The organism is Allocatelliglobosispora scoriae, from assembly GCF_014204945.1.
GTDB classification, from domain to species: domain Bacteria; phylum Actinomycetota; class Actinomycetes; order Mycobacteriales; family Micromonosporaceae; genus Allocatelliglobosispora; species Allocatelliglobosispora scoriae.
On the sequence record NZ_JACHMN010000002.1, the window covers coordinates 3,501,907 to 3,524,905 of the forward strand.

General features: G+C 69.3%; 20 protein-coding genes. 11 read left to right on the forward strand and 9 right to left on the reverse strand.

What is annotated here, in order from left to right; all coding sequences use genetic code 11:
• The first annotated feature begins 115 nt into the window (after positions 1-115).
• Together F4553_RS21595 and F4553_RS41130 are read left to right on the forward strand one after the other, a co-directional pair.
• The gene (locus F4553_RS21595; RefSeq protein WP_184838714.1) at positions 116-1,576 is read left to right on the forward strand and encodes a glycosyltransferase 87 family protein; all 1,461 of its coding nucleotides are present in this window, start codon (positions 116-118) and stop codon (positions 1,574-1,576) included.
• A 77-nt stretch (positions 1,577-1,653) separates the two neighbouring features.
• Positions 1,654-2,592: a polysaccharide deacetylase family protein gene (locus F4553_RS41130; protein WP_246466444.1), complete on the forward strand. Its 939-nt coding sequence runs from the start codon at positions 1,654-1,656 to the stop codon at positions 2,590-2,592.
• Positions 2,593-2,599: 7 nt separating this feature from the next.
• Here F4553_RS41130 and F4553_RS21605 read toward each other — a convergent pair whose 3' ends face one another.
• From F4553_RS21605 to moaCB, 3 genes are read right to left on the reverse strand one after another with little or no spacing between them, the layout of a single operon-like run.
• Complete coding sequence (locus F4553_RS21605) at positions 2,600-3,016, reverse strand: molybdenum cofactor biosynthesis protein MoaE (RefSeq protein ID WP_221469968.1); 417 nt, start codon at positions 3,014-3,016, stop codon at positions 2,600-2,602.
• Entirely contained in the window at positions 3,013-4,197 is a 1,185-nt protein-coding gene (locus F4553_RS21610; RefSeq protein ID WP_376776237.1) for a molybdopterin molybdotransferase MoeA, read from the reverse strand. Before F4553_RS21610 ends, F4553_RS21605 begins: the two co-directional genes overlap by 4 nt.
• Entirely contained in the window at positions 4,194-5,174 is a 981-nt protein-coding gene (gene moaCB, locus F4553_RS21615; protein WP_184838716.1) for a bifunctional molybdenum cofactor biosynthesis protein MoaC/MoaB, read from the reverse strand. Before moaCB ends, F4553_RS21610 begins: the two co-directional genes overlap by 4 nt.
• 358 nt (positions 5,175-5,532) lie before the next feature.
• Here moaCB and F4553_RS21620 point away from each other — a divergent pair, with 358 nt between their 5' ends.
• From F4553_RS21620 to F4553_RS21645, 6 genes are all read left to right on the forward strand, one after another.
• Positions 5,533-8,022, forward strand: coding sequence for a putative bifunctional diguanylate cyclase/phosphodiesterase (locus F4553_RS21620; protein ID WP_184838718.1), 2,490 nt, complete (start codon positions 5,533-5,535; stop codon positions 8,020-8,022).
• Between the two features lie 48 nt (positions 8,023-8,070).
• Positions 8,071-9,273: a glycosyltransferase 87 family protein gene (locus F4553_RS42535; RefSeq protein ID WP_184838720.1), complete on the forward strand. Its 1,203-nt coding sequence runs from the start codon at positions 8,071-8,073 to the stop codon at positions 9,271-9,273.
• Positions 9,270-9,626 carry a fluoride efflux transporter FluC gene (locus tag F4553_RS21630; protein WP_184838723.1) on the forward strand — a complete coding sequence of 119 codons (357 nt, stop codon included), beginning with the start codon at positions 9,270-9,272 and terminating at the stop codon, positions 9,624-9,626. The genes F4553_RS42535 and F4553_RS21630 overlap by 4 nt, the downstream gene beginning before the upstream one ends.
• The gene (locus F4553_RS21635) at positions 9,608-9,955 is read left to right on the forward strand and encodes a fluoride efflux transporter FluC (RefSeq protein ID WP_184838725.1); all 348 of its coding nucleotides are present in this window, start codon (positions 9,608-9,610) and stop codon (positions 9,953-9,955) included. Before F4553_RS21630 ends, F4553_RS21635 begins: the two co-directional genes overlap by 19 nt.
• An 81-nt stretch (positions 9,956-10,036) precedes the next feature.
• Positions 10,037-11,761, forward strand: a complete 1,725-nt coding sequence (locus F4553_RS21640) for a carboxypeptidase-like regulatory domain-containing protein (protein WP_184838727.1) — start codon at positions 10,037-10,039, stop codon at positions 11,759-11,761.
• Positions 11,758-13,707 (forward strand): peptidase associated/transthyretin-like domain-containing protein, encoded by a 1,950-nt coding sequence (locus tag F4553_RS21645; protein ID WP_184838729.1) that lies wholly within the window; start codon positions 11,758-11,760, stop codon positions 13,705-13,707. Before F4553_RS21640 ends, F4553_RS21645 begins: the two co-directional genes overlap by 4 nt.
• Before the next feature lie 62 nt (positions 13,708-13,769).
• Here F4553_RS21645 and dnaB read toward each other — a convergent pair whose 3' ends face one another.
• A complete protein-coding gene (gene dnaB, locus F4553_RS21650) occupies positions 13,770-15,152 on the reverse strand; it encodes a replicative DNA helicase (protein ID WP_184841023.1) in 1,383 nt (460 codons plus the stop codon).
• 546 nt (positions 15,153-15,698) lie between these two features.
• On the opposite strand from dnaB, the gene F4553_RS21655 reads away from it, so the two are divergent.
• On the forward strand, positions 15,699-17,216 hold the full coding sequence (locus tag F4553_RS21655) for a vWA domain-containing protein (protein WP_184838731.1): 1,518 nt from the start codon (positions 15,699-15,701) through the stop codon (positions 17,214-17,216).
• Between the two features lie 62 nt (positions 17,217-17,278).
• Here the strand turns inward: F4553_RS21655 and rplI are convergent, their stop codons facing one another.
• From rplI to F4553_RS21680, 5 genes are all read right to left on the reverse strand, one after another.
• Positions 17,279-17,728, reverse strand: coding sequence for a 50S ribosomal protein L9 (gene rplI, locus F4553_RS21660; protein ID WP_184838733.1), 450 nt, complete (start codon positions 17,726-17,728; stop codon positions 17,279-17,281).
• Between the two features lie 14 nt (positions 17,729-17,742).
• On the reverse strand, positions 17,743-17,982 hold the full coding sequence (rpsR, locus tag F4553_RS21665; protein WP_184838735.1) for a 30S ribosomal protein S18: 240 nt from the start codon (positions 17,980-17,982) through the stop codon (positions 17,743-17,745).
• A gap of 21 nt (positions 17,983-18,003) precedes the next feature.
• Positions 18,004-18,528: a single-stranded DNA-binding protein gene (locus F4553_RS21670; protein ID WP_184838737.1), complete on the reverse strand. Its 525-nt coding sequence runs from the start codon at positions 18,526-18,528 to the stop codon at positions 18,004-18,006.
• Between the two features lie 91 nt (positions 18,529-18,619).
• Complete coding sequence (rpsF, locus tag F4553_RS21675; RefSeq protein ID WP_184838739.1) at positions 18,620-18,910, reverse strand: 30S ribosomal protein S6; 291 nt, start codon at positions 18,908-18,910, stop codon at positions 18,620-18,622.
• A gap of 319 nt (positions 18,911-19,229) precedes the next feature.
• Positions 19,230-20,057, reverse strand: a complete 828-nt coding sequence (locus F4553_RS21680) for a hypothetical protein (protein ID WP_184838741.1) — start codon at positions 20,055-20,057, stop codon at positions 19,230-19,232.
• 215 nt (positions 20,058-20,272) lie between these two features.
• Here F4553_RS21680 and F4553_RS21685 point away from each other — a divergent pair, with 215 nt between their 5' ends.
• Positions 20,273-21,049: a deoxyribonuclease IV gene (locus F4553_RS21685; protein WP_184838743.1), complete on the forward strand. Its 777-nt coding sequence runs from the start codon at positions 20,273-20,275 to the stop codon at positions 21,047-21,049.
• An 11-nt stretch (positions 21,050-21,060) separates the two neighbouring features.
• Positions 21,061-22,983: a hypothetical protein gene (locus F4553_RS21690; RefSeq protein ID WP_184838745.1), complete on the forward strand. Its 1,923-nt coding sequence runs from the start codon at positions 21,061-21,063 to the stop codon at positions 22,981-22,983.
• The last annotated feature ends 16 nt before the right edge of the window (positions 22,984-22,999 follow it).

Sequence of the window (22,999 nt, forward strand, 5' to 3'; positions counted from 1 at the left end):
ACACGATAACGCGGGAGGTACGGGAGTGGCCCTCCGTTCTAGGCTGCTCAATGGACCTGGGCGGAATAGTTCCCCCGTGCGGGAAAGACATCTGAATTGTGGGGGTGGCAACGTCATGCCGACCGGTGTGCAAACGTTCCAGCGCCTCAACCTCCTGGGCCGTCGTGCAACCCGTGGATTCGATCGTGGAACGATCGTCCGGATCGGCATCGTCGCCGCAGCCTGCGTCGCCGCGTGGTACGCGGTGGAGGCGTTCGGACGTCCATACGAGTTCTTCGATATGAAGATCTATCACGGCGCGGCGGTCTGGTGGGCTGGCGGTGGGGATCTCTACACCTACGTCGCACCCAACACGACGCTCGGCTACACCTACCCGCCCTTCGCCGCGCTGCTGATGCTGCCGATGGCTGCGGTGCCGATGCTGACGGCGGGCTTCATCAACATCGGACTCAGCATCGCCGCGTTGATGTTCGTGCTGGTGGTGCTGCTCAAGCCGCTCGCCGACCGGCAGGGCTGGCCGCTGTGGTTCGTCGTCGGGCTGGCGCTGCCGCTCGCGACCGCGATCGAGCCGGTCCGCGAGAGCCTCGGCTACGGGCAGGTCAACGTCCTGCTCTTCGCCCTGATCATCGCCGACCTGCTGGGGCTGCGGCTGCGCGGCCGGGCCCCGGCCTACCCGGCGGCGGGCATCGGGCGCCTGCGGATGTTCATCATGAACGGCGGCTGGGCCGGCATGGGCATCGGCCTCGCCACCTCGATCAAGCTGACGCCCGCGCTCTTCATCGTCTACCTCCTGATCAGCCGCCAGTGGCGGCCGTTCTGGACGGCGATCGGCACCACGGTCGGAGTCACCCTGGTCGGTTTCGTGCTGGCCCGGCCGGAGTCGGTCGCCTACTTCACCTCGGTGATGTGGCAGACCAACCGGGTCGGCCAGGCGGACATGACGCCCAACCAGTCACTCGCCGGGGTGCTCGCGCGGCTCTACGACACGTTCCAGACGCCGATGCTGCTCTGGATCACGTTCGCCTTCTTCATCCTCGCGGTGGGGCTGAGCCGGGCCGCCGCCGCGCACGCCGAGGGTGACGAGCTGACCGCGTTCGCGCTGATCGGGCTCACCGCCAACGTGATCAGCCCGATCTCGTGGTCGCACCACCTGGTCTTCGTGATCCCGGCCGTCGTGGTGCTGATCGACGCGGCGCTGCGCCGCCGGGCTGCGAGCCGAGGCATGGTCGCCAGGGGCCCCGGCTTCAGCATCGGCAGGACCCGGCTGCGCGAGCCGCTGTGGTTCCCGGCCTGGGTGGGGCTCCGGCACATGATCGCCGCAGTCGGGTTCTACGCGCTCTTCCTGATCTCACCGATCTGGCCCTACGAGCACCAGCTTCCCGCGCACTCGCACTACCAGGACGGGCTCATCGGCGTACTCGCCGAGAATTCCCTGGCTCTGGCCTTGATCGCACTCGTCGCCGCGCTGCCGTGGCGGCCCGGCGCCGAGCCGGCGTTCGCGGCCGAGACCGCTGCGGTGCCTGCGGCCAGACGTTCCGCGAGCGAGCGCGCCCATCAGGTGCTCACGCTGCGCTAGTAAGAGCGCTACTCTCGACGGCGGTGCATGCGATCCCCCGCATGCGCCGCCGTTTGTCTCACCCCCCGGAGACCACCATGCGCATGCGGACCCTGGTCAGCGTCTCGCTGGCGCTGCTCCTCGCGGCCGGCGCGGGCGCCTGCAGCGCGAAGTCGGCCAACGAGGCGGCGGGAACTCCGACACCCGGCACCACCCGAAGCGCCGAGGCACCGGGCACGTCGCCGGAGGCATCCCCGGAGCCTTCGCAGTCGCCGGAGAGCGAGCCGAGCCCGAGCCCCGGCGCCACCGGCTCTCCCTCGCCGAGCGGCAAGCCGAACCCCGGTGGCAAGAACGAGATCGGTGTCGTGGGCTGCCGCACCGGCGTGCCGTCGACCAAGCCGATCGCGACCGGCACCGGCCCGGGCGGATCGCTGCTCAGCACCGGTACGCAGGGCGTGGCGCTCACCTTCGACGACGGCCCCGATCCGATCAACACGCCGAAGATCCTGGACCTGCTCAAGAACTGCGGCGTCAAGGCGACCTTCTGCCTGGTCGGCTTCCGCGCCCGGGACCGGCCGGACCTGGTGCGCCGGATCGTGGCCGAGGGGCACACCCTCTGCAACCACTCCTGGCAGCACCTCTTCGACCTGCGGAAGCGCACCGACCAGTACATCCTCCACGACCTCGGCAAGACAAACGACGAGATCCACAAGATCGTTCCCGGGGCGCCGATCAGCTGGTTCCGGGCGCCCGGCGGCAACTTCACCAAGCACCTGGTGGACCTCGCGGGCTCGCTCGGCATGCGCTCGATCTACTGGAAGATCGACCCGAGGGACTGGGAGTCGGCCAAGTTCGGCCACGGCTCGTCGATGGTCAACCACATCATCGGAGCGGTCCAGTCACAGACCCGGCCGGGCGCGATCATCCTGTCGCACGACAACGGCAAGCCGGACACGATCACCGCCTACAAGACGCTGCTGCCCTGGCTGAAGGCACGGTTCATCCTCATCCCGCTCCCGGTCCCACACGCCCCCTAGCCGGGAGTCACGGGCAGTTGACCCACTCGTCGGTGCCGTCGGTGAAGAGCTGGTGCTTCCAGATCGGGAGCACCTCCTTGACCCGGTCCACGAGTTGAGCGCAGCAGAGGAAGGCCGCCTGCCGGTGCGCCGAGGCGACCGAGGCGACGAGTGCCACGTCGCCGATGTTGAGCGGGCCGACCCGGTGCGAGACCGCCACCGCGATGATCGCCGGATCCGCGGTGATCTCCCGCGCGACGCCGTAGAGCACGTCCTCGGCCGTCGGATGGCCCTCGTAGGAGAGCGAGACGACGGCCCGGCCCTGGTCGTGGTCGCGGACGATGCCGACGAAGGAGACGACCGCACCGGCACGCGAATCGCCGACCGCCTTCTCGTGCTCCGCCGGGTCGAGCGCGTCCGTGGTTATCTTGGCGATGACGATCAAGGCAGCTCCACAAGGTCGACGAGGTCGCCGGGCTTCGCCGAGCGGCCGGGCGGGATGACGGCGAATCCGGTGGCACCGGCGAGCCCTCGCAACATCGATGAGCCTACGTGCTCCACGGGCCGGGCGAGGCCGTCTCGCTCATCTATGCGTACCAGGGCGAGGTGGGTGAAGGCACCGCGGCCGGAGACGGGCGCGCCCAGGATGACCCGCCGCGGCGCCGGGATCTTCCGGCCGGTGAGTCCGGCGACGAGCGGCGCGACGAGGCTGACCAGGGCGACCATCGCCGACTGGGGGTTGCCCGGCAGCCCGGCGATGAGCTGGCCGCTCGGCAGTTCGGCGACGAGCATCGGGAAGCCGGGGCGCACCGCGACGGTGTTGACGACGTAGGTCGCGCCGAGCTCGGCGAGAGCCGGGTGCAGGTGGTCGACCGGTCCGTTCATCGTGCCGCCGGTGGTGCAGATCAGTGCCGCACCGCTCGCGGCCGCGGTCTGCAGTGCCTTGACGTGCGCGGCGAGCGTGTCCTCGACCCGCTGGTAGCCGTCGCACTCGGCACCGAGCCGGCGCAGGGCGGCGGGCAGCGACGGGCCGAGCGCGTCGCGGACCCGGCCCTCGCCGGGCAGGCCGGTGTCGAGCAGCTCGTCGCCGAAGACGAGCACGGTCGCGACCGGCCGCTCGCGCACGATCAGCTCGTCATAGCCGCAGCTCGCCGCGAGCCCGATGAGGCCGGGGGAGACCCGCACGCCGGGTGCGAAGAGCACCTCGCCGAGGTCGGCCTCGTCCCCGGGCAGCCGCCACTCCGCCTCGCCCCTGGGCGCACCGCTGACGAACTCGCCGTCGAGCGTGCCGTGCTCGGTGCGCAGGATCGCCTCGGTGCCGGCCGGGACCATCGCCCCGGTCGCGATCTCGACCGCGGTCGACGCGGCCGCGAGGTCCGGCGCGGCCGAACCGGCCAGGACCCGGCCGACGATCCGCCACGGCTGAGGTCCGCGCCCGGCCCACCCATCCACGCTCGAGGTCGCAAAGGCAGGCAGCGGGGTACGCGCAACGAGCCCCTCGGCGAGCGTCAGCCCGTCGGCCCGCTCCAGCGGGACAGCCACCGCGGGCACCGCCACGGCTGTCGCGGCGTCATGCACCGTGGCCCGCGCGCTCGCCCAGTCAACAGGCATCTCCCCGCCGCTCATGAATGATCTCCTCCACGAATCTGATCCACCACGTGCCGCAACACCTTGCCGAGGAGAACTAATCCATCCCTCGCCCCACCGGTGGATCCCGGCAGGTTCACCACGAACGTATCGCCGGCGACACCGGCGAGGCCACGCGACAGGGCGGCCGTGGCCGGACCGGATCCGCGCAGCGCCTCGGCTATGCCAGGAATCTCGCGATCAAGAAACTCGCGGGTAACCTCCGGCGTGTGGTCTGTGGGTGAGATTCCCGTACCACCGGAGGTGACGATGACGTCCACTCGCTCGGCGAGTGCGGCCAGCAATGCCGCTCTGACCGGCTCGCCATCGGCGACGACAACGGGGTCTGCGACTTCACAGCCCAATGCTCGCAGACCATCCACCAGGATAGGTCCACTGCGGTCGATGTATACGCCACTCGCCGCCCGGGTGGAAGCGACGATGACCCGCGCGCTCAGCGGCGGCTGCTCGACCTCCTCCTCGACGGCGGTCGGGTGCGCCTCGGCCGATCTGGTCCAGAGCCCGGTCTTGCCGCCCTCCTTGCGCAGCACGCGCACATCGTTGATCGTCGCCGCCGGGTCGACCGCCTTGATCATGTCGATCAGGGTGAGACCGGCGACCGCGACGCAGGTCAGCGCTTCCATCTCCACTCCGGTCCGATCAGCGGTCTTCACCGTGGCGGTGATCTCGACGCTCGACTCGCGCGGCACCAGCTCCACCGTCACGCCGTGGATGGCGATCGGGTGGCAGAGCGGGACCAGATCGGGGGTCCGCTTGGCCGCCATGACCCCCGCGAGCCGGGCCACCCCGAGCGCGTCGCCCTTGGGCAGTCCATCAGCTCGAAGCAAGTTAAGAACATGAATAGTCGTACGCACTTCGCCTGCGGCAACCGCCACTCTTATCGAGACATTCTTGCCCGAGACATCGACCATTCGGGCTGCGCCCGTCGCGTCGACGTGGGTCAGTTCGCTAGCCATATCAGCAGCCTAATCGCCCACCAACGGGCTCTTTCCACCCCGACCCGTCATAACTCACCATCCACGATATTCCAACGATCGAATGGCGTTGCAGAGCGTGAAGGAGGACCCTGAATAGCAACACGGAGTAATCACGTAGTCACATATAGTGATATTTCGGACAATCCTTGCTAATGGCGGATGAGCTGGTGCAAAATAGGTCCGCCGAACAATACGCTCGGCACAGTCACCACGGCAACACCTAACGAGGAGGCGGCAATGCGTAGCATCGAATGGCTCTGACATTTCAGCAACGTTGCCTCTTCAGTAGGCTGACGGGACCGCAACCCCCTCGGGGGCGCGACAGAAGGAGTCGCACATGACGGCCCGTCCCGATAGATCACGCGAGACCGATCCGCGGCTCCGGCTGCTCATCGGTCTCGTCGCGTTTGTGGCGGGAATCGAAGTCATCCTCGCGGCGGGCGAGGCGATCACGCACCCGGTCGACAACCCGCTGGCCCTCGGCGGTCTGGTCCTGCTCATCGGGCTCGGCGGCTATGTCATCGTGCGGCTGACCCGGCACATCGGCATCTCCTGGACCGACTCCACGCTGCTCGTCGGCGTGGCGGTCGTGCCGATCCACTGGGTCATCCTCTGCACCCTGGTCGGCGTCGGCGTCACCAAGCTGGCCCAGCGGCGCAGCCCGATCAAGGTCGCCTTCGCCGTCGGCAAGGAGATCATCGTCGCCGGCATCACCGGCGTCACCCTGATCGTCGCCGGGATCGCGCCCGAGGTGATCGAGCCGCAGCCCAACCCGACCGAGCACATCGCGTCGCTCGCCATCGCGTTCTGCATCGCCGCCGTCTTCGACGACCTGATCTCCACGCTCGTCATCTCGCTCGACAGCCGCAAGCAGTTCCTCGAGCTGATCCGGGCCAACCCCGGCCAGCGGCTCGGCTCGCTCGCCATCCGTTTCGGCGTCGCGGTCTTCGCGCTCTACATCATCAAGACCGACGCCCGGCTCATCATCGCCGTCCCGCCGCTCGTGCTCGCGCTGCACCTGGTCCAGCTCAACCGGGCTCGCGCCCGCGCCGAGCGGATCGCCTGGCAGCAGCTCGCCGCAGCCACCGACGCGCTCAACGACGTGCGGCTGGAGAGCGTGCTGGAGACCGCGATCCGCCAGTGCGCCATGCTCTTCGGCGCCGAGCGGGTCGAGCTCGACGTGCGGCTCGACGGCGATCGGCGCACCATCGCCGGTGACTCGATCGGCATCTTCGAGGGCGCCGAGCCGACCGCCGTTCTCGCCATCCCGCCCGGCCATGCCGTCGCGGTCCGGCTGGAGGGCCAGCGCGGCGGGCTCGATGTCGGCCAGCTCCGCATGCACTACCCGACCGCGATGGTGCTCTCCGAGCGCGAGCGGTTCCTGCTGCGGACCTTCGCGGCCGCGCTCGCCACGGCGATCCGCAACGCGTCGGCCTACATGGAGCTCGCCCGGCTCGCCGAGCGCAACGCCTACGACGCGGCGCACGACCCGCTCACCGGCCTCGCCAACCGGCGGCGCCTCTCCGAGCTCGGCGCCGAGACGCTGCGCGGGCGGGGCTCCTCCAGCACGATCGCGCTGCTCGTGCTCGACATCCACCACTTCAAGGAGATCAACGACGCGCTCGGCCACCCCATCGGCGACCGCGTCCTGATCGAGATCGCCCGGCGGCTGACCGACAAGGCGGGCGACGACACGCTCGTGGCGCGGCTGGGCGGCGACGAGTTCGCGGTGCTCTTCACCGCGCTGCGGGCACCGGCACTCGCCGCGCACCGGGCCAGGTCGCTGCTCGCCGCCGTCGCCGAGCCGCTCGACATCAACGGCACGCCCCTCACGATCACCCCGCACGGCGGCATCGCGGTGGCACCGTCCGATGGCGACATCGGAGAGCTGCAGCGCCGCGCCGACATCGCGATGTACGAGGCGAAGAAGGCCGGTGAGCGGCTCGTCGCCTATGCCAAGGCGCTCGACACGGCCGACCTGACCCGGCTGGAGATGGGCGGCGAGCTGCCCCGGGCGGTCGCCGCGCGCGAGTTCGCCCTGGACTACCAGCCCATCGTCGACCTGGGCAGCGGCGTCACGATCGGGGCCGAGGCGCTCGCGCGCTGGCACCACCCGGACCGGGGTTACCTCGACCCGCGCCGTTTCCTGGAGACGGTCGAGCGGTCCGGGCAGCTCAACGCCTTCACCGAGGCGATCCTCGACCAGGCGCTCACCGCCGCCGGGCAATGGATCGCCGCCGGGACGCCGTGCCCGGTCGCGGTCAACGTCTCGCCGCGCTCCCTGCTCGACAAGCGGTTCCCCGCCCTCGTCGCCGATGTGCTCGACTCGCACCGGCTGCCGGCCGGCACGCTGATCATCGAGCTCACCGAGTCGATCACGCTGAGCCACCTCGATGTCGTCGACCAGGTCCTGGAGGAGCTGCACAACCTCGACGTCAAGCTAGCCCTCGACGACTTCGGCACCGGCTTCTCCTCGCTCTCCGCCCTGTCCCGGGTCCCGGTCGCCGAGCTGAAGATCGACCGCAGCTTCGTCGCCGCGATGGATTCGGCCTCCGAGTCCGCCGTGGTGGTGCGCTCCACTGTGGAGCTCGGTCGGAGCCTGGGCCTGCTCGTCGTCGCCGAGGGAGTCGAGCGGATCGACCAGCGCCAGACGCTGTGGTCGCTCGGGTGCGCGGCGGGTCAGGGCCACCTCTTCGCCCGGCCGATGTCGGGGGAGAAGTTCGCCGGTGCGCTGCTGCGCGGCCCCTTCGCCGAGCCGCTGCACGGTTCGGGCGCGGTGGTGCCGATCGCCCGCAGCCGGCGTACCTTCACCCGCGGTCCACGCTAGGGCGGCGTTTCGTCCTAAATTGGGGCATAAGCGGAGCACACTGCCAGGGTGTGGCAACGCTTCGCGCCCGGTTGGCTCGCCGACCTCGCGCTCTACTCCAGCTCGGCGCTCTTCGCGCTGCTCACCTGGCACCTCTCCACACTCACGCCGCACCGGCACTGGGGATCCGTCGCGTTCTGGGGCTACCTCGGTGCGGCGGTCGTCGCCGCTGCCGCCATCGTGTTCCGGCGGGGATCACTGCGGCTGCGGGCTGCGCTGCTGGGGGTCACGGTCGCCAGCACCATGCTGCTGCCGCTCGTCATCGAGGCGGTGCAGCGGGCCACCGGACGCTCGGGCCGGGCGCAGGAGGAGGTGCCGGTCATCGAGGCAGCCGGGCGGCGACTCCTCGAACTCGGCACGCCCTACCTCGACCGGGACACCATCGCGGGGTTGCCGGAGTCGTTGCGGCTCCTGGCCTACCTGCCCTATCAACCGGCGATGGCGCTGCTCGGGGTGCCCCGCGCGCTGCGGCCCGCCGACTGGTGGGCCGACGCGCGGGTGATGTTCCTGCTCGTGGGGGCCGGTGCGATCGCCACCGCACTGATGGCGCTGCGGTTGGCACCGGTGCACCCCCGGGCGCTGCTGGCGCTGCAGAGTGTCACGGTGCTGCCCCTGTGCGCGTTGACGCTCGCGACCGGGGGCGACGACGTGCCCGTACTCACGCTGTGTTTGCTGGCTCTTGCCCTGAGCGCGACCGGGCACGTCGGCGCGAGCGGCGTCATCATCGGCATCGCCGGGTGCCTCAAGCTCATCGCGCTGCCGGTCGCCGTCGTGATCGGCGCCCTGATCCTGGCCCGGCGGCGCCGCGACATCGCGCCCTTTCTCATAGCCGCGCTGGGGATGCCGCTGCTGGTGCTCGTGCCGTCGCTGCTGCTCAATGTGGACTCGGTGGTGGAGAACGTGCTGCGCTTCCCGCTCGGCCACGCCCTGGTCACCTCGCCCGCCGGGTCGCCGCTGCCCGGCCATCTCATCGCGACGCAGCTCACCGGCGGTCGGCAGGTCGCGATCGGGCTGCTCATCGCCGCGATGATCGCCTTCGGGGTGCTGCTGCTGCGCCGACCGCCGCGGACCGCCGCGCAGGCCGCGGTCGTCAGCGGGGTCGCCCTGCTCGTCGCGATCCTGCTACTGCCCGCCACCCGCTTCGGCTATCTCATGTATCCGGTAGCGTTGCTCGCCTGGGCCCCGGCGCTGCGGTGGGGAGAACGCACATGATCAGGGTGGTCGCGCTCGGCGGTGCGCTGGGCAGCGCGCTTCGCTGGGCGATCTCGCTGCTCTGGCCGTCGCATTTCCCCTGGACCACCCTCGCGATCAACATCATCGGCTCGGCCGCGCTCGGCGCTCTGCTCGCCTGGATCTCGCTGCGCCCGCAGACCCATCCGCTGCTGCGGCCCTTCGTCGGCACCGGCATCCTCGGCGGCTTCACGACCTTCTCCACCTTCACGGTCGAGGCCCGCGCGCTCCCCGCCGGGCTCGCCGCGACCTACGTCGTGCTCACGGTCACCGGCGCGGTCACCGCCGTCGTCTTCGCAGATCGATTGGTACGCCGATGGCAACCCTCGCCCTAGTCCTGCTCGGCGGGGCAGCGGGCGCCGTGGTCCGTTACCTCGTCAGCAGGGCACTGCTCGGCCGGCTGCCGTGGGGCACTCTCACGGTCAACCTCGCCGGTGCGGGCCTGCTCGGCTTCCTCGTCGGACTCGGCGGACACCTGCCGACGTGGCTGCTGGCGCTGCTCGGCACCGGGCTCTGCGGCGCGCTCACCACGTGGTCGACCCTCGCCGTCGAGCTCGCCGAGCTGCCCCGGCGCCGGGCAATCCCCTATGGCGCGATCACCATCCTCGGTGGGCTCGCCGTCGCGGCCCTGACCTGGCAGCTCGGGGCAGCCTCGATCAGCTGAACGGACCTTCTCGACAGCTCTGGCCGATCATAAAATTCTCACGTTCTCCATGGGCAACCCATGGGAACGGGGAGGACACACATGCATCACCGTCTCCGCCGACGGCTCGCCGCCGTCGGCTCCATCGGCATGATGATCGGCCTGTTGACGGCGGGATCGGCGAACGCCGACGCCGCACCCGCACTCGTCTACGGCGTCGTCACCGCGGAGAGCGGCAACGCCCCGCTGCCCGGCACCTGCGTAGAACTCCTGACCACCGAGACCACCATCGCCGGCCAGGGCTGCGCCGACGCGGTGGGCGATTACCACATCTCCATCGCCCCCGGCACCTACCGTCTGCGGACGGCCGTCAACGGCATCGTCCGGTGGCACAGCGGCACGGTCGGTACGCCCTACTACCCGTCGGCGGCATCGGTGATCCTCACCGCCGGCTCGCGGCGCATCATCAACGTCCCGATGTGGGGCGCCGTCGGCAGCTTCAAGGGCCGCATCCTCGACAGCGCCGGTACCCCCATCGCCGATCGCGCGATCACCATCGCCCGAGCGCCGCTGACCACACCGGTCTGGACGATCCGGTCGGACGCCATGGGCGGATACGACACGGGCGGGATGCCGGCGGGCAGGTACCGGATCTCGACCGGCGGCGGCTCGTTCGAGCGCGACCTCGTCATCGGCGCCGCCACCACCGAGGACATCACGGTCCCGGCACCGGCGGCCCTCAACGTCCACCTCGTCGACCGGGTCACCGGCCTACCCGTGCTGGACGGCTGTGTCACGGTCCCCGGCAAGACCTGTGTGGGCAGCGGTGCGGTGCGGTCCTTCACCGACCTCGTACCAGGCAAGCTCACGATCACCGTGGGGAAGTCACCGACGCTCTTCGCGACCACGCAGGAGGTGACCCTCCCCGCCGGAACCACCACGGAGGTCACGGTCCCGGTCGAACTCGGCTCGGCGCTCCAGGTGGCGATCTCCAGCGCGGCGGATCCGCAGTCGCACCCGTTCACGTGCTCCAACATCCCGATGGAGGGCAGCTCGGGTGCGTACTGCTCCGGCAGCGACGGCCTGCTGACGATCGGCCCGCTGCGGGTGCCCACGATCCGGCTCGGACTCGTCCCGGCAGCACCGTTCGGCGCGCTCTGGGTCGGACCCGGCAGTGGGCCTGATGTCGGCGTCGGCGATCCGGCGCAGGCCCGGGTCTTCACCCTCACCCCCGGCCGGATCACGGCTGGACCGCCGATCTCGCTCCAGCCCGGGAAGAGCCTGCACGGACACCTCACCGACCGGTTCACCGGCAAGCCGGTCGTCGGCTGCGTCTACCTCCCCGAGCTCAGCAATTACGGGTACGTCCAGACCACCTGCGCCGACGGCGAGTACACGATCAGCGGTCTGGGTGCCTACCGCTGGGCCTTCGACGCCACCGGAGGCAGCGCCTACGCCCCCGTCACCTCCTCCGCGTCTCCCGGCGCGACCGATGTCGACCTGACACTGCAGCCGGGCGGCCGGATCGAGGGGGTGGTCCGCGACGGTATCGGTCGGCCCGTCGACGCGAGCATCGGCGCCGTCAGCCCCGCGGGCAAGCAGCTCGCCTGGATGCAGGTCAACGCCTACATGGCTCCGTTCAACCTCGGCGGCCTGCCCGCCGGACCCGTGCTGCTCAGAGTCACGGTCGGAGCCACCACCTGCTGGTTCTCCAATGCGGGTCAGCCCTTCCAGGCGGCGCTGGGGGAGACCCTCCGGATCGACCCGCTCATCATGGCGCCGGACTGCGCCACCACCCTCGCGAGCAGCATGAAGGCGGCATCATGAGACGGCACCTGCGCCGGATCCTCGGCATCGCCGCCACAGCGGTCCTCCTCGGCGGCCTCGCCGCGGATCCCGGCCTCGCCGCCGACTCCACCCTCGTCTTCCAGGGGACCGTCACCGACCGGACCACCGGCCTGCCAGTCGCGGGTGCCTGCGTCGCCACCGTCTCCGCCTACCTCGTGGGCTGCACGGACGATCAGGGGCACTATGAGATCCGCACCTACGGCACCTTCAGCACCGGGACCTTCTCCCTGCGCGCCCAGGCATCCGGCTACCAGCCGACCAGCAGCCTCAACATGCCCAGCCTCATGGGACGGTGGTGGACCGGCGGCTCGCTGCCGATCACCGCTGACCTGAAGCTCGCCAGGGCCACCGGCACGATCGCCAACGGGCTCGCTCCGGCGACGATGCGGGTGGTCAGCGTGGAGGGCGACTGGAAGGGCTCGACGGTGACGGGCACGCTGGCCGGCGTACCGGTGGGGCGTTATCGGGTGGCGTTCTCCGACGCCACGCACGCCGAGCAGTGGGTGCCCGGCGGAACGCCTATGGAGCAGGCGACGCTCTTCGAGGTGACCGCCGACGGCGTCACCACCGTCACCGACACCCTGTTGCCCCTCGGCACCGTCGAGGTGCACGTCGTCGATGACGGCACCGGGCAGCCGATCAGCCGCGGCTGCGTGAACAGCAACGGCATCACCATGCTCTGCGATCGACCGGACGGCGTCTATCGCTTCACGGACCTGGCTCCCGGGTCCCGCAGCTTCGGGGTCGCACCGCCGGGCAGCCATGCGGCTCCCGACCCCGTCACGACGATCGTCCAGCGGGGCGAGGTCAACGTGGTGACGATGCGGCTGGCGAAGGCCGCCCGCCTGAAGGTCCGCATCGAGGACCGCGCGCAACCCGGCTACCACCCGGCGGCCTGCGTCATGGTGCTGCCGCCGACGCTTCAGCTCAAGGCGCTGGCGTTCGCCTGCAACACCGTGAGCGACGGCACGGACGACTCGATCGTGCTGGGCTCGCTCCCGGCCGGTGAGATCCAACTCTTCGCCATGCCCTACGCCGCCGGATACGGCGCGCAGTGGGTCGGCGCGACGGGCGGCGTCGGCGACAGCAGGCAAGCACAGCGGATCACCCTGACGCCCGGCGTCGAGAGCACGATCACCGTCCGCCTAGACCCGGCGGGCAGCATCAGCGGCCGCATCACGGATCGCGACACCGGTACGCCGGTTCGGGCCTGCCCGAGGCCGATCCCGGATCCGCCGCTGGACGGCTGGAACTGGGACTGGAACTGCTCGGACGCGTCGGGCGACTACCGGATCGACGGTCTTGGCCCCTATGCGTGGTCGATTCCCTTCCTCACCGCATCGGAGGGCTCCGCGACGGCGTGGAACGGCGGCGCCACCCAACGGCTCACCACGACGCCGATCGTGGTGAAGGCGGGCCAGACAACCGTCGCCGACCAGCGGATAGGGCGGGAGCGGAAGCTCTCCGTCCGAGTCGTGCGCGACGGGGTCCAGGTCAACGCGACGGTGATCGCCTTCGACGCGGCCACCGGAGACGTGATCAGCACATCCTGGTCCGGAGACCCACTCGGTGTACGCGGACTGCCACAGCAGCGACCGGTGGTGCTCGCCGTCAACGAGTCCGGAGGGACAGCCTGCTGGTACCGCGCTGTGCCGTCACGGCGGCGGAGTACCGGATACGTCGTCGAGGCGACGGTCACGTCGCTGACGATCGAGCTGAGCGCCCAGTGTGTCGCCGCCACACCGGACCTGCTCAGCGTGGCGAGTCGACGGACGATGCCGTCCGGGCCCTGGGGAAGTGTCTTCCGGCAGGCATTCGACCGGCTGGACCGGGCTGCTGCTGCTTCTGCCTCTGCCGCCTCGACGTCGCCGCGGTCATCCCCGAACGGCCCGACGCGGGCGCGGCTGGCTCGGGTCAAGCCCTGATCGGTGTGTGGCACCCCGTTTCGGCGGGGTGCCACAGCCGTTCAGGACCTGGATTGGGACCGCTAGCTGATCGCCATGTCGACGAAGCGGGACATGTGGAGCTGGGCTGCGACGGTGATCGTGTCGGTCGGACCGTTACGGTGCTTGGCGACGATGAAGTCCGCCTCGCCCGCGCGCGGCGACTCCTTGTCGTAGTAGTCGTCACGGTGCAAGAGGATGACGACATCGGCATCCTGCTCAATCGATCCACTCTCACGCAGGTCGGACAGCATGGGTCGCTTGTCCGTCCGCTGCTCGGGACCACGGTTCAGCTGACTCACCGCGATCACGGGACACTCGACCTCCTTGGCCAGGAGCTTGAGGCCACGGGAGAGGTCGGCGACCTCCTGCTGGCGGCTCTCCACGCGCTTCGGCGAGGTCATGAGCTGGAGATAGTCGACGACGATCAGCTTGAGATCGTGCCGCTGCTTGAGCCGACGTGCCTTGGCCCGGATCTCCATGAGGTTCATGTTGGGCGTGTCATCGACGAAGAGCGGCGCCTCGCTGATCTCGCCCATCCGCCGCGCGAGCTTGGTCCAGTCGTCGTCGGAGAGCTGGCCGGAGCGCAGCACGTGCATCGGCACCTTTGCCTCCGCGCTCAGCAGCCGCGTGACGATCTCGACCTTGGACATTTCCAGCGAGAAGATGGCGCTGGCCAAATTATGCTTAAGTGACGCACTTCGCGCGAAATCCATTCCGGCGGTCGACTTGCCCAACCCGGGACGGCCGGCAACGATGATCAACTGACCCGGGTGGAGGCCGTTGAGGAGCCGGTCCAGGTCCTGGAAGCCGGTCGGGATGCCGGACATCACGCCGCCGGTCGCCCCCACCGCCTCGATCTCGTCGAGCGTCGGCTGCAGCAGGTCGGAGAGGACCGCGAAATCCTCGCTGACCCGGCGCTCGGTCACGTCATAGATCGCCTGCTGCGCGAGGTCGACGATGTCGTCGACGTCGCGCCCCGTGCCGGCCGCCGAGCCGTAGCCCAGCTGGACGATCTTCGTGCCGGCCTCGACGAGCCGCCGCAGGATGGCCCGCTCGCCGACGATCCGTGCGTAGTAGGAGGCGTTGGCCGCGGTGGGCACGGAGTTGAGCAGCGTGTGCAGGTAGGGCGCGCCGCCGACCCGGGCCAGGTCACCGCCCGCATCGAGTGCTGCGGCGACCGTGACCGCGTCGGCGGGCTCGCCCCGTCCGTAGAGGTCGAGGATCGAGTCGAAGATCGTCGCGTGGGCGGGGCGGTAGAAGTCGCTCGTGCGCAGGATCTCGACGACATCGGCGACCGCGTCCTTGCTCAGGAGCATGCCGCCCAGGACGCTCTGCTCCGCCGCGACATCCTGCGGGGGAGTCTTCTCGAAGTTGGCGGGGGAGCGATCCGGGCTGGGCTGACCATCGTAGACAGCGGGGGGCACCGGCTGCTGGTCGGCGGAGTTCGGCCGGGGCGCGATCGTCCGCCCTTGCTCTCGCAACTCGTCGCCGATAGTCACACTGCTCCCCCTCAACCGGACGACGCAGTCGCCGCCGGACCCTTGTTCGCTTGAATGATTGCCCTGAAGCCATGACTAGCACAAGTGTGCGACAACCACCGCGCAATGAGGGAGGCTGTCCGTTGACGTTACGAAGGTTGGGCCCCCAGCACAAACAGGCCGGTGGACAAGTCTTGGGAAAACGTGTGGATAACCAGCCCCAGGGTGTGTGTAACCCTGTGCACAGCCTGTGGATAACTCTTGGGGACAGGAAGATCGCAAGGCTTTGACCTGTTAAAACTTCACACACAGGGTGTGCGTAAAAGAAATATCTCTGGCGTGTCGATCATGGTGGGTCATTTCCCCCGTTCGAAAGGTCACGAGTCGGACTTGGTCACATTGCGGTCCGGACACGGCGGGAGCCGATGTGGAGGGATCCCCCTCTCACCTGGCACGCGCGTTAGTGACCCCTCGAATCTCAAGGAGCAAGCGATGGCACCAAGACGCTTCACGGTCCTGCTAGCCGCGACCATGCTGGCTGCTGTTGCCGGCTGTGGCGCGGACAGCGGCTACGACTCCGGCCCCGTCAACGCGCCCGCTGGTGGCAAGGAAGGCAACCAGTACAGCTATGACCAGCCCGAACAGGGCATCGCACCGCCCGCGGTCAGCGGTGAGACCGATGCGAGCCGCGATCCACAGTCGACCTTCGCTCTCGACGTGGACACCGCCTCCTACACCTACGCCGCCCGCCAGATCTCCGATGGGAAGTGGCCGGACCGTGCGGCTGTCAGGCCCGAGGAGTTCGTCAACGCCTTCGACGCCCGTTATCCACAGCCCCGCGGCGACGGGTTCGCCGTGCATGTGGACGGCTCGGCGATGCCGAAGACGTACCGCGATCCCGGCGAGTCCAGTGACGTGCGACTGCTCCGGATCGGGCTCGCGACCAGGGGAGAGGACGCCGAGGGCCGCAAGGACGCGGCGCTCACCTTCGTCATCGACGTCTCCGGCTCGATGTCCGAGACCGGCCGCCTCGATCTCGTCCAGGACGCCCTGCACACTCTCGTCAACGAGCTCCGTCCGACGGACTCCGTCGCCATCGTCGCCTTCAACGACAAGGCCACGACGGTCCGGGAGATGACCAGGGTCTCCGACGGCGAGAAGCTACACACGGCGATCGACGCGCTCGAAGCCGGCGGCAGCACCAATCTGGAGAGCGGTCTCGTTCAGGGGTACCGGGTGGCGCGTGACGGCTTCCGCAGCGGCATCACCAACCGGGTCATCATCCTCTCGGACGGGCTCGCCAACGTGGGCAACACCAAGGCCGACCCGATGCTCCGCAAGATCCGCGAGGAGGCCGACAAGGAGATCGCGCTGCTCGGCGTCGGTGTCGGCAGCCAGTACGGGGACAGCCTGATGGAACGGCTCGCCGACAAGGGCGACGGCTTCGTGGTCTACGTCGCCAACCGGACCCAGGCCCGCGACGTCTTCGTCCACAAGCTGCCCGCGACCCTCTCCGTACGCGCCCTCGACGCCAAGGCACAGGTGACCTTCGACCAGGCGAGCGTGGAGGCGTACCGGCTGGTGGGGTATGAGGACCGGCGGATCGCGGACAGCAACTTCCGCAACGACCGGGTGGACGGCGGCGAGGTCGGGCCGGGCCACTCGGTGACCGCGCTCTACATCGTGCGGTTGCGTCCCGAGGTCGCCGCGTCGGCCCGCGTCGCCGAGGTCCGGGTGCGTTGGCTGGACCCGCGGACGCGGCAGGCGAGCGAGACCTACGACTCAATCTCGGCCGGTGACCTGCGCGGCAGCTTCGACACGGCCGATGCGCACCTGCGGATCGCCTTCGTCGCGGCGTTCTTCGCCGAGGCGCTGAAGGCGTCGAAGTACGGCCTGACCAACCTGCAGGATCTGGCGGCGATCGCGGACCGGGCCAACCAGGAGCTCAACGATCGCAAGGTCGACGAGCTGATCACCACGATCGACCTGGCACAGGGCCTGCGCCGCTGACGCCGCCACACACGCCGGTGGGCTGGTCGCAACTGCGACCAGCCCACCGAAACGGGTCTTGCCTACTTCGAGCCGACGACGTTCAGGTTGAACTTCGCCGTCACATCGGGGTGCAGCTTGATCGCGACCTGGTAGCCGCCAAGCGTCTTGATGTGACCCGGCAGCTCGAGACGGCGCTTGTCCAGCGCCGGCCCGCCGGCCAGCTTGACCGCTTCCGCGACCTCGGTCGGAGTGATCGAACCGAAGAGGCGACCGCCGGTGCCGGCGCGCGCGGTGAGCGTGACCTTGAGGCCCTCGAGCTTGGCCTTGATCTCGTTCGCGTGGCCCAGGTCGCGGACCTCGCGGGCCTGGCGGGCCCGCTTGATCGCCACGACCTGCTTCTCGGCGCCCTTGGTCCAGCCGATGGCCAGACCCTGCGGGAGCAGGTAGTTACGGCCGTAGCCGTCCTTGACCTCGACGATCTCGCCGGGGGTGCCCAGGTTCGGCACGTCGTGAGTCAGAATGATCTTCATTGTGGTGCCTCCTCTCAGCGACCGGTGCTCGTGTACGGCAGGAGTGCCATCTCGCGCGCGTTCTTGACGGCGCGAGCGATCTGACGCTGCTGCTGGGTGGTGACACCCGTCACCCGCCGCGCGCGGATCTTGCCGCGGTCGGAGATGAACTTGCGCAGCAGCGCGGTGTCCTTGTAGTCGATGTAGGCGACCCCGTCCTTGTCGAGGGGGTTCACCTTCTTCTTCGGCTTGCGAAGCGCGGCAGCCTTAGCCATTGCTCTGTGCTCCAGTGATGTCTAGAAAGGTGGCTCGTCGTCGAAGTTGCTGCCACCCGAACCGCCGCCGCCGGCAGGAGTAGCGGTCGCCCACGGGTCGTCGGCGAAACCGCCGCCGCCACCGCCGGAGCTGTTACCGCCGCCAGAGCCGAATCCGCCACCTGAACCGCCACCGCCGGAACGCGACATCTTCGCCACCTTCGCTGTCGCATAGCGCAGCGAAGGGCCGATCTCGTCGACCTCCAACTCGTAGACGGTGCGCTTCTCGCCCTCACGCGTCTCATACGACCGCTGACGCAGCCGTCCGGAGACGATGACGCGAGCTCCTCGCTGCAGCGACTCGGCGACGTTTTCCGCCACCTGACGCCACACCGAGCAGGCAAGGAAGAGCGGCTCGCCGTCCTTCCATTCGCCGGTGGCCTTGTCCAGGTTCCGCGGCGTCGAAGCGATGCGGAACTTGGCTACGGCAGCACCCGACGGGGTGAAGCGCAGCTCAGGGTCATCGGTCAAATTACCGATGACCGTGATAGTGGTTTCTCCAGCCATGACCTCTCCTCGGGCATTCGCATGTTCTGTCGGTCAGGTTGTCATACCCCTGCGACACAACACGAGAACGTCGGTCCGGGCGTACCGGAAACTAGTGGGCTTCCGGACGGATGACCTTGGTGCGCAGCACCGACTCGTTGAGTCGGAGCTGACGGTCCAGCTCGGCAACGGCCGCAGGCTCGGCCTGCAGGTCGATGACGGCGTAGATGCCCTCGGCCTTCTTGTTGATCTCGAACGAAAGGCGCCGACGGCCCCAGACGTCCAGCTTCTCCACTGAGCCACCCGACGTCCGGATCACGTTGAGGTACGTGTCGAGAGACGGGGCTACGGTGCGCTCCTCGAGAGACGGGTCGAGGATCACCATGATTTCGTAGTGACGCAAGACGTACTCACCTCCTACGGGCTAACGGCCACGGTCCATCCGTGGCAGGAGGGTCTGCGTCGCTCGTGCCGACGGATCCGGGCATGGGCCCAGGCGCTTGGACACGAACCTGGCCAGGATACTCGTCGCGCGCTGACTACCCAAACCGGTCGTCGCGGGTCACTCTCACCACAATCGCGGGGGTACGCCAAAAGCCGCGAGGCGCACTCTCATCCACTTCACTGGGTGGGACCTGGGGAGGAACGACCACACCGACGAGGTTGGATGAGAGGCGCCTCGCGGAGCCTGTTTTGCATACCAGCTTACGCCGGTTTGTTAGCTAGGCGAACTCAGTCCGACTTGCCCGCTGAGTGATAATAGCCCGAATTGCCCCGGCAGCGACACCAACGACACACACTGTCGCAATAATTGCCAGCAGTCCGATCGGGCCCCGGTCGCGGTTGCTGCTCCTCGGCAGCGCGATCGATCCGTCGGTGTTCTTCACCACGGTCGTCGTCGTGGTCGCCGCATCGGCACCCGGCGTCGGCGAACCGCCGTCCGGGGGGATCGGGAAGAGCTCGTCGTCGCCGGTGAGGTCCGGATCGGTCGGATCAACGACGCCAGGCTCCGCGGTCGCGGCCGGGGTGGTGCCCGGACGGGACTGGTTGGGCTTGGGCGACGTGGTGTTGCCGCCGCCGGAGGCGGGGCTCGCCGGTCCCGCGGTCGGGCGGGGCGACGTGGTGCGCGGCGGCGTACGCGGTGGGGTCTTGGGCGGCGTGACCTGCACCGTGACCGGCTTGAAGTCACCCGTCAGGTTGAGCAGGCACTCCGGCACCATCGCCACCGAGACCGGACCGCGGTGGAACTGGACCTCGACCGCCTCGCCGTTGCCGACCGGCCCGCCGTCCTCGCCGTCGATCTGCAGCGAGGCGCGCTGGCCGAGGTTGTTGACGAAGATCACCTTCGCCTGGGCGGGCACGGAGATCGTCCCGACACTCGGCTTCGAACCGCAGAGCAGCATTCCCAGCCCGCCGCCGCCGAAGTCGACCTGAGGCGAGGCCTCCGGGTTCGCCGAGGCCGAGCCGGCGAGCAACGGCAGCGAGATGAGCAGCGCTGTGCTGACCTCCGCCGCGTACCGTCGCCAAGGTCGTCGTGATGACCACTGCATGTGAAACAGCTCCCCAGAGAGTGGAGTCCCCCCGACAGGGTTCAGTCGATCGTGCGCTCGGGGGCGAGGCGCCGGACGTGGAGTCCGGTGGGTCCAACGACACCTACGTTGCTCCAGTGACGCGCTCACATCTGTCACACATGCGCACGCCGAGCGCAAACCAGCTCATCTGGGACACGCGTGCACTGTCACCCCCCACAGGTAGGGTGGCCTGCATGCGAATCGGTGCACACGTCGACCCCGTTGACCCGTTGGCAGCCGCTGCAGAGCGGGGCGCCGAGGTCGTGCAGTTCTTCCTCGCCGACCCGCAGGGCTGGAAGGCGCCGGAGCCCCGCGTCGACGCGGCCGCCCTGATCGCGGCAGACACGGAGATCTTCATCCACTCGCCCTACGTGCTCAACGTGGCGACGACCAACAACCGCATCCGGATCCCGAGCCGCAAGCTGCTGCTGGCGCACGCGACCGCCGCGGCGACGGTCGGTGCGACCGGGCTCATCGTCCATGGTGGACACGTCGGCAGCGGCGAGGACCTCGCGATCGGCTTCGACAACTGGCGCAAGACCTTCGCCTACGCGGCCGAGCAGGGCGGTTTCGCCACCCGAGTCCTGATCGAGAACACTGCCGGTGGCGACAACGCCTGCGCCCGGCGGTTCGACGCGCTGGCGCGCCTGTGGGACTCGGTCGGCGAGTTCGACGTCGGCTTCTGCCTCGACACCTGTCACGCCTGGGCCGGCGGCGAGGACCTGCTCGACATCGTCGACCGGGTCAAGGCGATAACGGGACGCATCGATCTCGTTCACGCCAACAGTTCCCGGGACGACTTTGACTCAGGCCGCGACAGACATGACAATTTCGCTTCCGGGACCATCGATCCCGACCTGGTCGCCGCAGTGATTCGCGCGGCCGGTTGCCCCGCCGTGGTGGAGACACCGGGCGGCACCGAGGGGCAGTCGGCCGACATCGCCTATCTGCGCGAGCGGCTCGCACAGTGACGGAGGCGGAGATGCGCGACCAGCCGGTTGCCCCTGAGGGCGAACCAGCACCAACGACGGGCGACCCAGCGCTGCCGGGGGCGACCCCGGCGACCGAGGAGGAGGCGGCCCGAGCCCAGGCGGCCGACTCCGACGCGCCTGCGGACGAGTCGGCGGAGTCGGATCCGTTCGTCGCCTTCGCGAGCGTCACCCCGGAGCAGCCGACCCGCTGGCAGCGCATCCTGCGCCGCACCGGTCGCGTGCTGAGCCACGAGTGGACCATCGCGGCGAGCATCTCGCTGGCGATCGCGGCGGTGATGACCTGGCCGACGCTGAAATACCCGCGGCACACCATCCCCACCGACATCTGGGACCCGACCCTTCAGACCTGGCAGATGGCCTGGTCGGGGCATGCGATGAAGACCGATCCCGGTCAGCTCTGGAGCTCCAACACGTTCTTCCCGGAGCAGTACAGTTTCGCCTTCTCCGACACCCTGTTCGGCTACTTCCCGATCGGGATGATCGGTGACGGTCCGGTCGCGGCGCTGGTGCGCTACAACGTCATGTTCTTCCTGCTGCACGCGCTCGCCTTCTTCGGCGCATACGCCCTGGCCCGCCAGCTCGGCGCCCGGATCACCGGTGCCGCCGTCACCGCCGCCGCCTTCGGCTTCGCACCGTGGCGATGGGCGCAGGCCGGTCACATGCACGTGCTCTCCACCGGCGGCATCGCGCTCGCGCTCGCCATGCTCGCCCGCGGCCACGGCTTCTCCCTGCGCGACGGATACCGACCCGAGCGGGCCAAGCCCGGCTGGGCACTGGCCGGCTGGTTCGTGGCGGCCTGGCAGATCAGCCTCGGCTTCGGCATCGGCCTGCCCTTCGCCTACGTGCTCGCCGGCGTGGTCCTGGTGAGCCTGGTGGTCTACCTGACCCAGCGCTTCCGGGGCCGGGCCAAGGCGTTCAGCCGCCAACTGCTCGGTGCCGACGTCGCCGGCGGCATCGTCTTCGCCGTCACCGGCCTGCTGATGGCCCTGCCCTACCTCAAGGTCGTCGAGCTGCACCCCTACGCGGTGCGCGGCGAGGAGGAGGTCGGGTGGTATTCGCCTCCCGTCCTCGGCTTCTTCACCGCACCGGCCCAGTCGTGGCTGTGGGGCGACGCACACCAGGTCGCCCGCGACTCGCTCGGCCCGACCGCCGGTGAGATGAGCCTGCTGCCGGGCTTCGCGCTCTACGGGCTCGCCGTCGCCGGACTGATCTACTCGGTCTGGTCGCTGCGCACCCGGCTGCTGCTCCTCGGCGGCGTCGTGCTCAGCATCATCCTGGCGATGGGGACCAAGTTCTTCGGTGGCCGTCCGGGCTACATGACCCTCTACGACATCCTGCCGGGCTGGGACTCGATCCGGACCCCGGGCCGCCTGGTCCTGTGGACCACGCTGCTGCTCGGTCTGCTCGCCGCCGGTGCCGTCTCGGCCTTCGCCGAGCGCGCCAAGGAGGTGTCCCGGGATCGGGTGACCTCGCGCAGCCACCCGGTCCTCGCCATCGCGATGCTGATCCCGGTGGCGCTGGTGCTGGTCGAGGGCGCCCAGCGGCTGGACTTCCCGCTCGTGCCGACCGCGCCGCCGTCGATCGCCCAGATCCAGGGTCCGGCGCTGGTCCTCCCGAGCGACCAGCTGCACGACGAGAACATCATGTATTGGGCGACCGACCACTTCCCGCAGCTCGTCAACGGGGGCAGCGGCTTCACGCCGACGACCCTCAGCCAGGTGCGCGAGGTCGCCAAGACCTTCCCCGACCAGGCCAGCGTGGAATATCTGCGCTCGCTGGGGGTCAAGGAGGTGGTCGTGCTCAAGGGCTACGCCAACGGCTCGCCCTATGAGAACGCGCTGACCGCGACCGGTGACGGGCTCGGCATCGACCGCGAGGAGCGCGACGACGCGGTGGTCTTCAAGCTCGGCTGAGTTCTTCCGACATGGC

Excerpts from the sequence above, each read along its gene's own strand:
- F4553_RS21640 (WP_184838727.1), top strand. The coding sequence starts at position 10,037 with ATGCATCACCGTCTCCGCCGACGGCTCGCCGCCGTCGGCTCCATCGGC.
- F4553_RS21635 (WP_184838725.1), top strand. The coding sequence starts at position 9,608 with ATGGCAACCCTCGCCCTAGTCCTGCTCGGCGGGGCAGCGGGCGCCGTG.
- rplI (WP_184838733.1), bottom strand. The coding sequence starts at position 17,728 with ATGAAGATCATTCTGACTCACGACGTGCCGAACCTGGGCACCCCCGGC.
- F4553_RS21680 (WP_184838741.1), bottom strand. The coding sequence starts at position 20,057 with ATGCAGTGGTCATCACGACGACCTTGGCGACGGTACGCGGCGGAGGTC.
- F4553_RS21645 (WP_184838729.1), top strand. The coding sequence starts at position 11,758 with ATGAGACGGCACCTGCGCCGGATCCTCGGCATCGCCGCCACAGCGGTC.
- F4553_RS21630 (WP_184838723.1), top strand. The coding sequence starts at position 9,270 with ATGATCAGGGTGGTCGCGCTCGGCGGTGCGCTGGGCAGCGCGCTTCGC.
- F4553_RS21685 (WP_184838743.1), top strand. The coding sequence starts at position 20,273 with ATGCGAATCGGTGCACACGTCGACCCCGTTGACCCGTTGGCAGCCGCT.
- F4553_RS21610 (WP_376776237.1), bottom strand. The coding sequence starts at position 4,197 with ATGAGCGGCGGGGAGATGCCTGTTGACTGGGCGAGCGCGCGGGCCACG.
- F4553_RS21655 (WP_184838731.1), top strand. The coding sequence starts at position 15,699 with ATGGCACCAAGACGCTTCACGGTCCTGCTAGCCGCGACCATGCTGGCT.
- F4553_RS21595 (WP_184838714.1), top strand. The coding sequence starts at position 116 with ATGCCGACCGGTGTGCAAACGTTCCAGCGCCTCAACCTCCTGGGCCGT.
- F4553_RS21690 (WP_184838745.1), top strand. The coding sequence starts at position 21,061 with ATGCGCGACCAGCCGGTTGCCCCTGAGGGCGAACCAGCACCAACGACG.
- F4553_RS41130 (WP_246466444.1), top strand. The coding sequence starts at position 1,654 with ATGCGCATGCGGACCCTGGTCAGCGTCTCGCTGGCGCTGCTCCTCGCG.
- F4553_RS21620 (WP_184838718.1), top strand. The coding sequence starts at position 5,533 with ATGACGGCCCGTCCCGATAGATCACGCGAGACCGATCCGCGGCTCCGG.
- moaCB (WP_184838716.1), bottom strand. The coding sequence starts at position 5,174 with ATGGCTAGCGAACTGACCCACGTCGACGCGACGGGCGCAGCCCGAATG.
- F4553_RS21670 (WP_184838737.1), bottom strand. The coding sequence starts at position 18,528 with ATGGCTGGAGAAACCACTATCACGGTCATCGGTAATTTGACCGATGAC.
- rpsR (WP_184838735.1), bottom strand. The coding sequence starts at position 17,982 with ATGGCTAAGGCTGCCGCGCTTCGCAAGCCGAAGAAGAAGGTGAACCCC.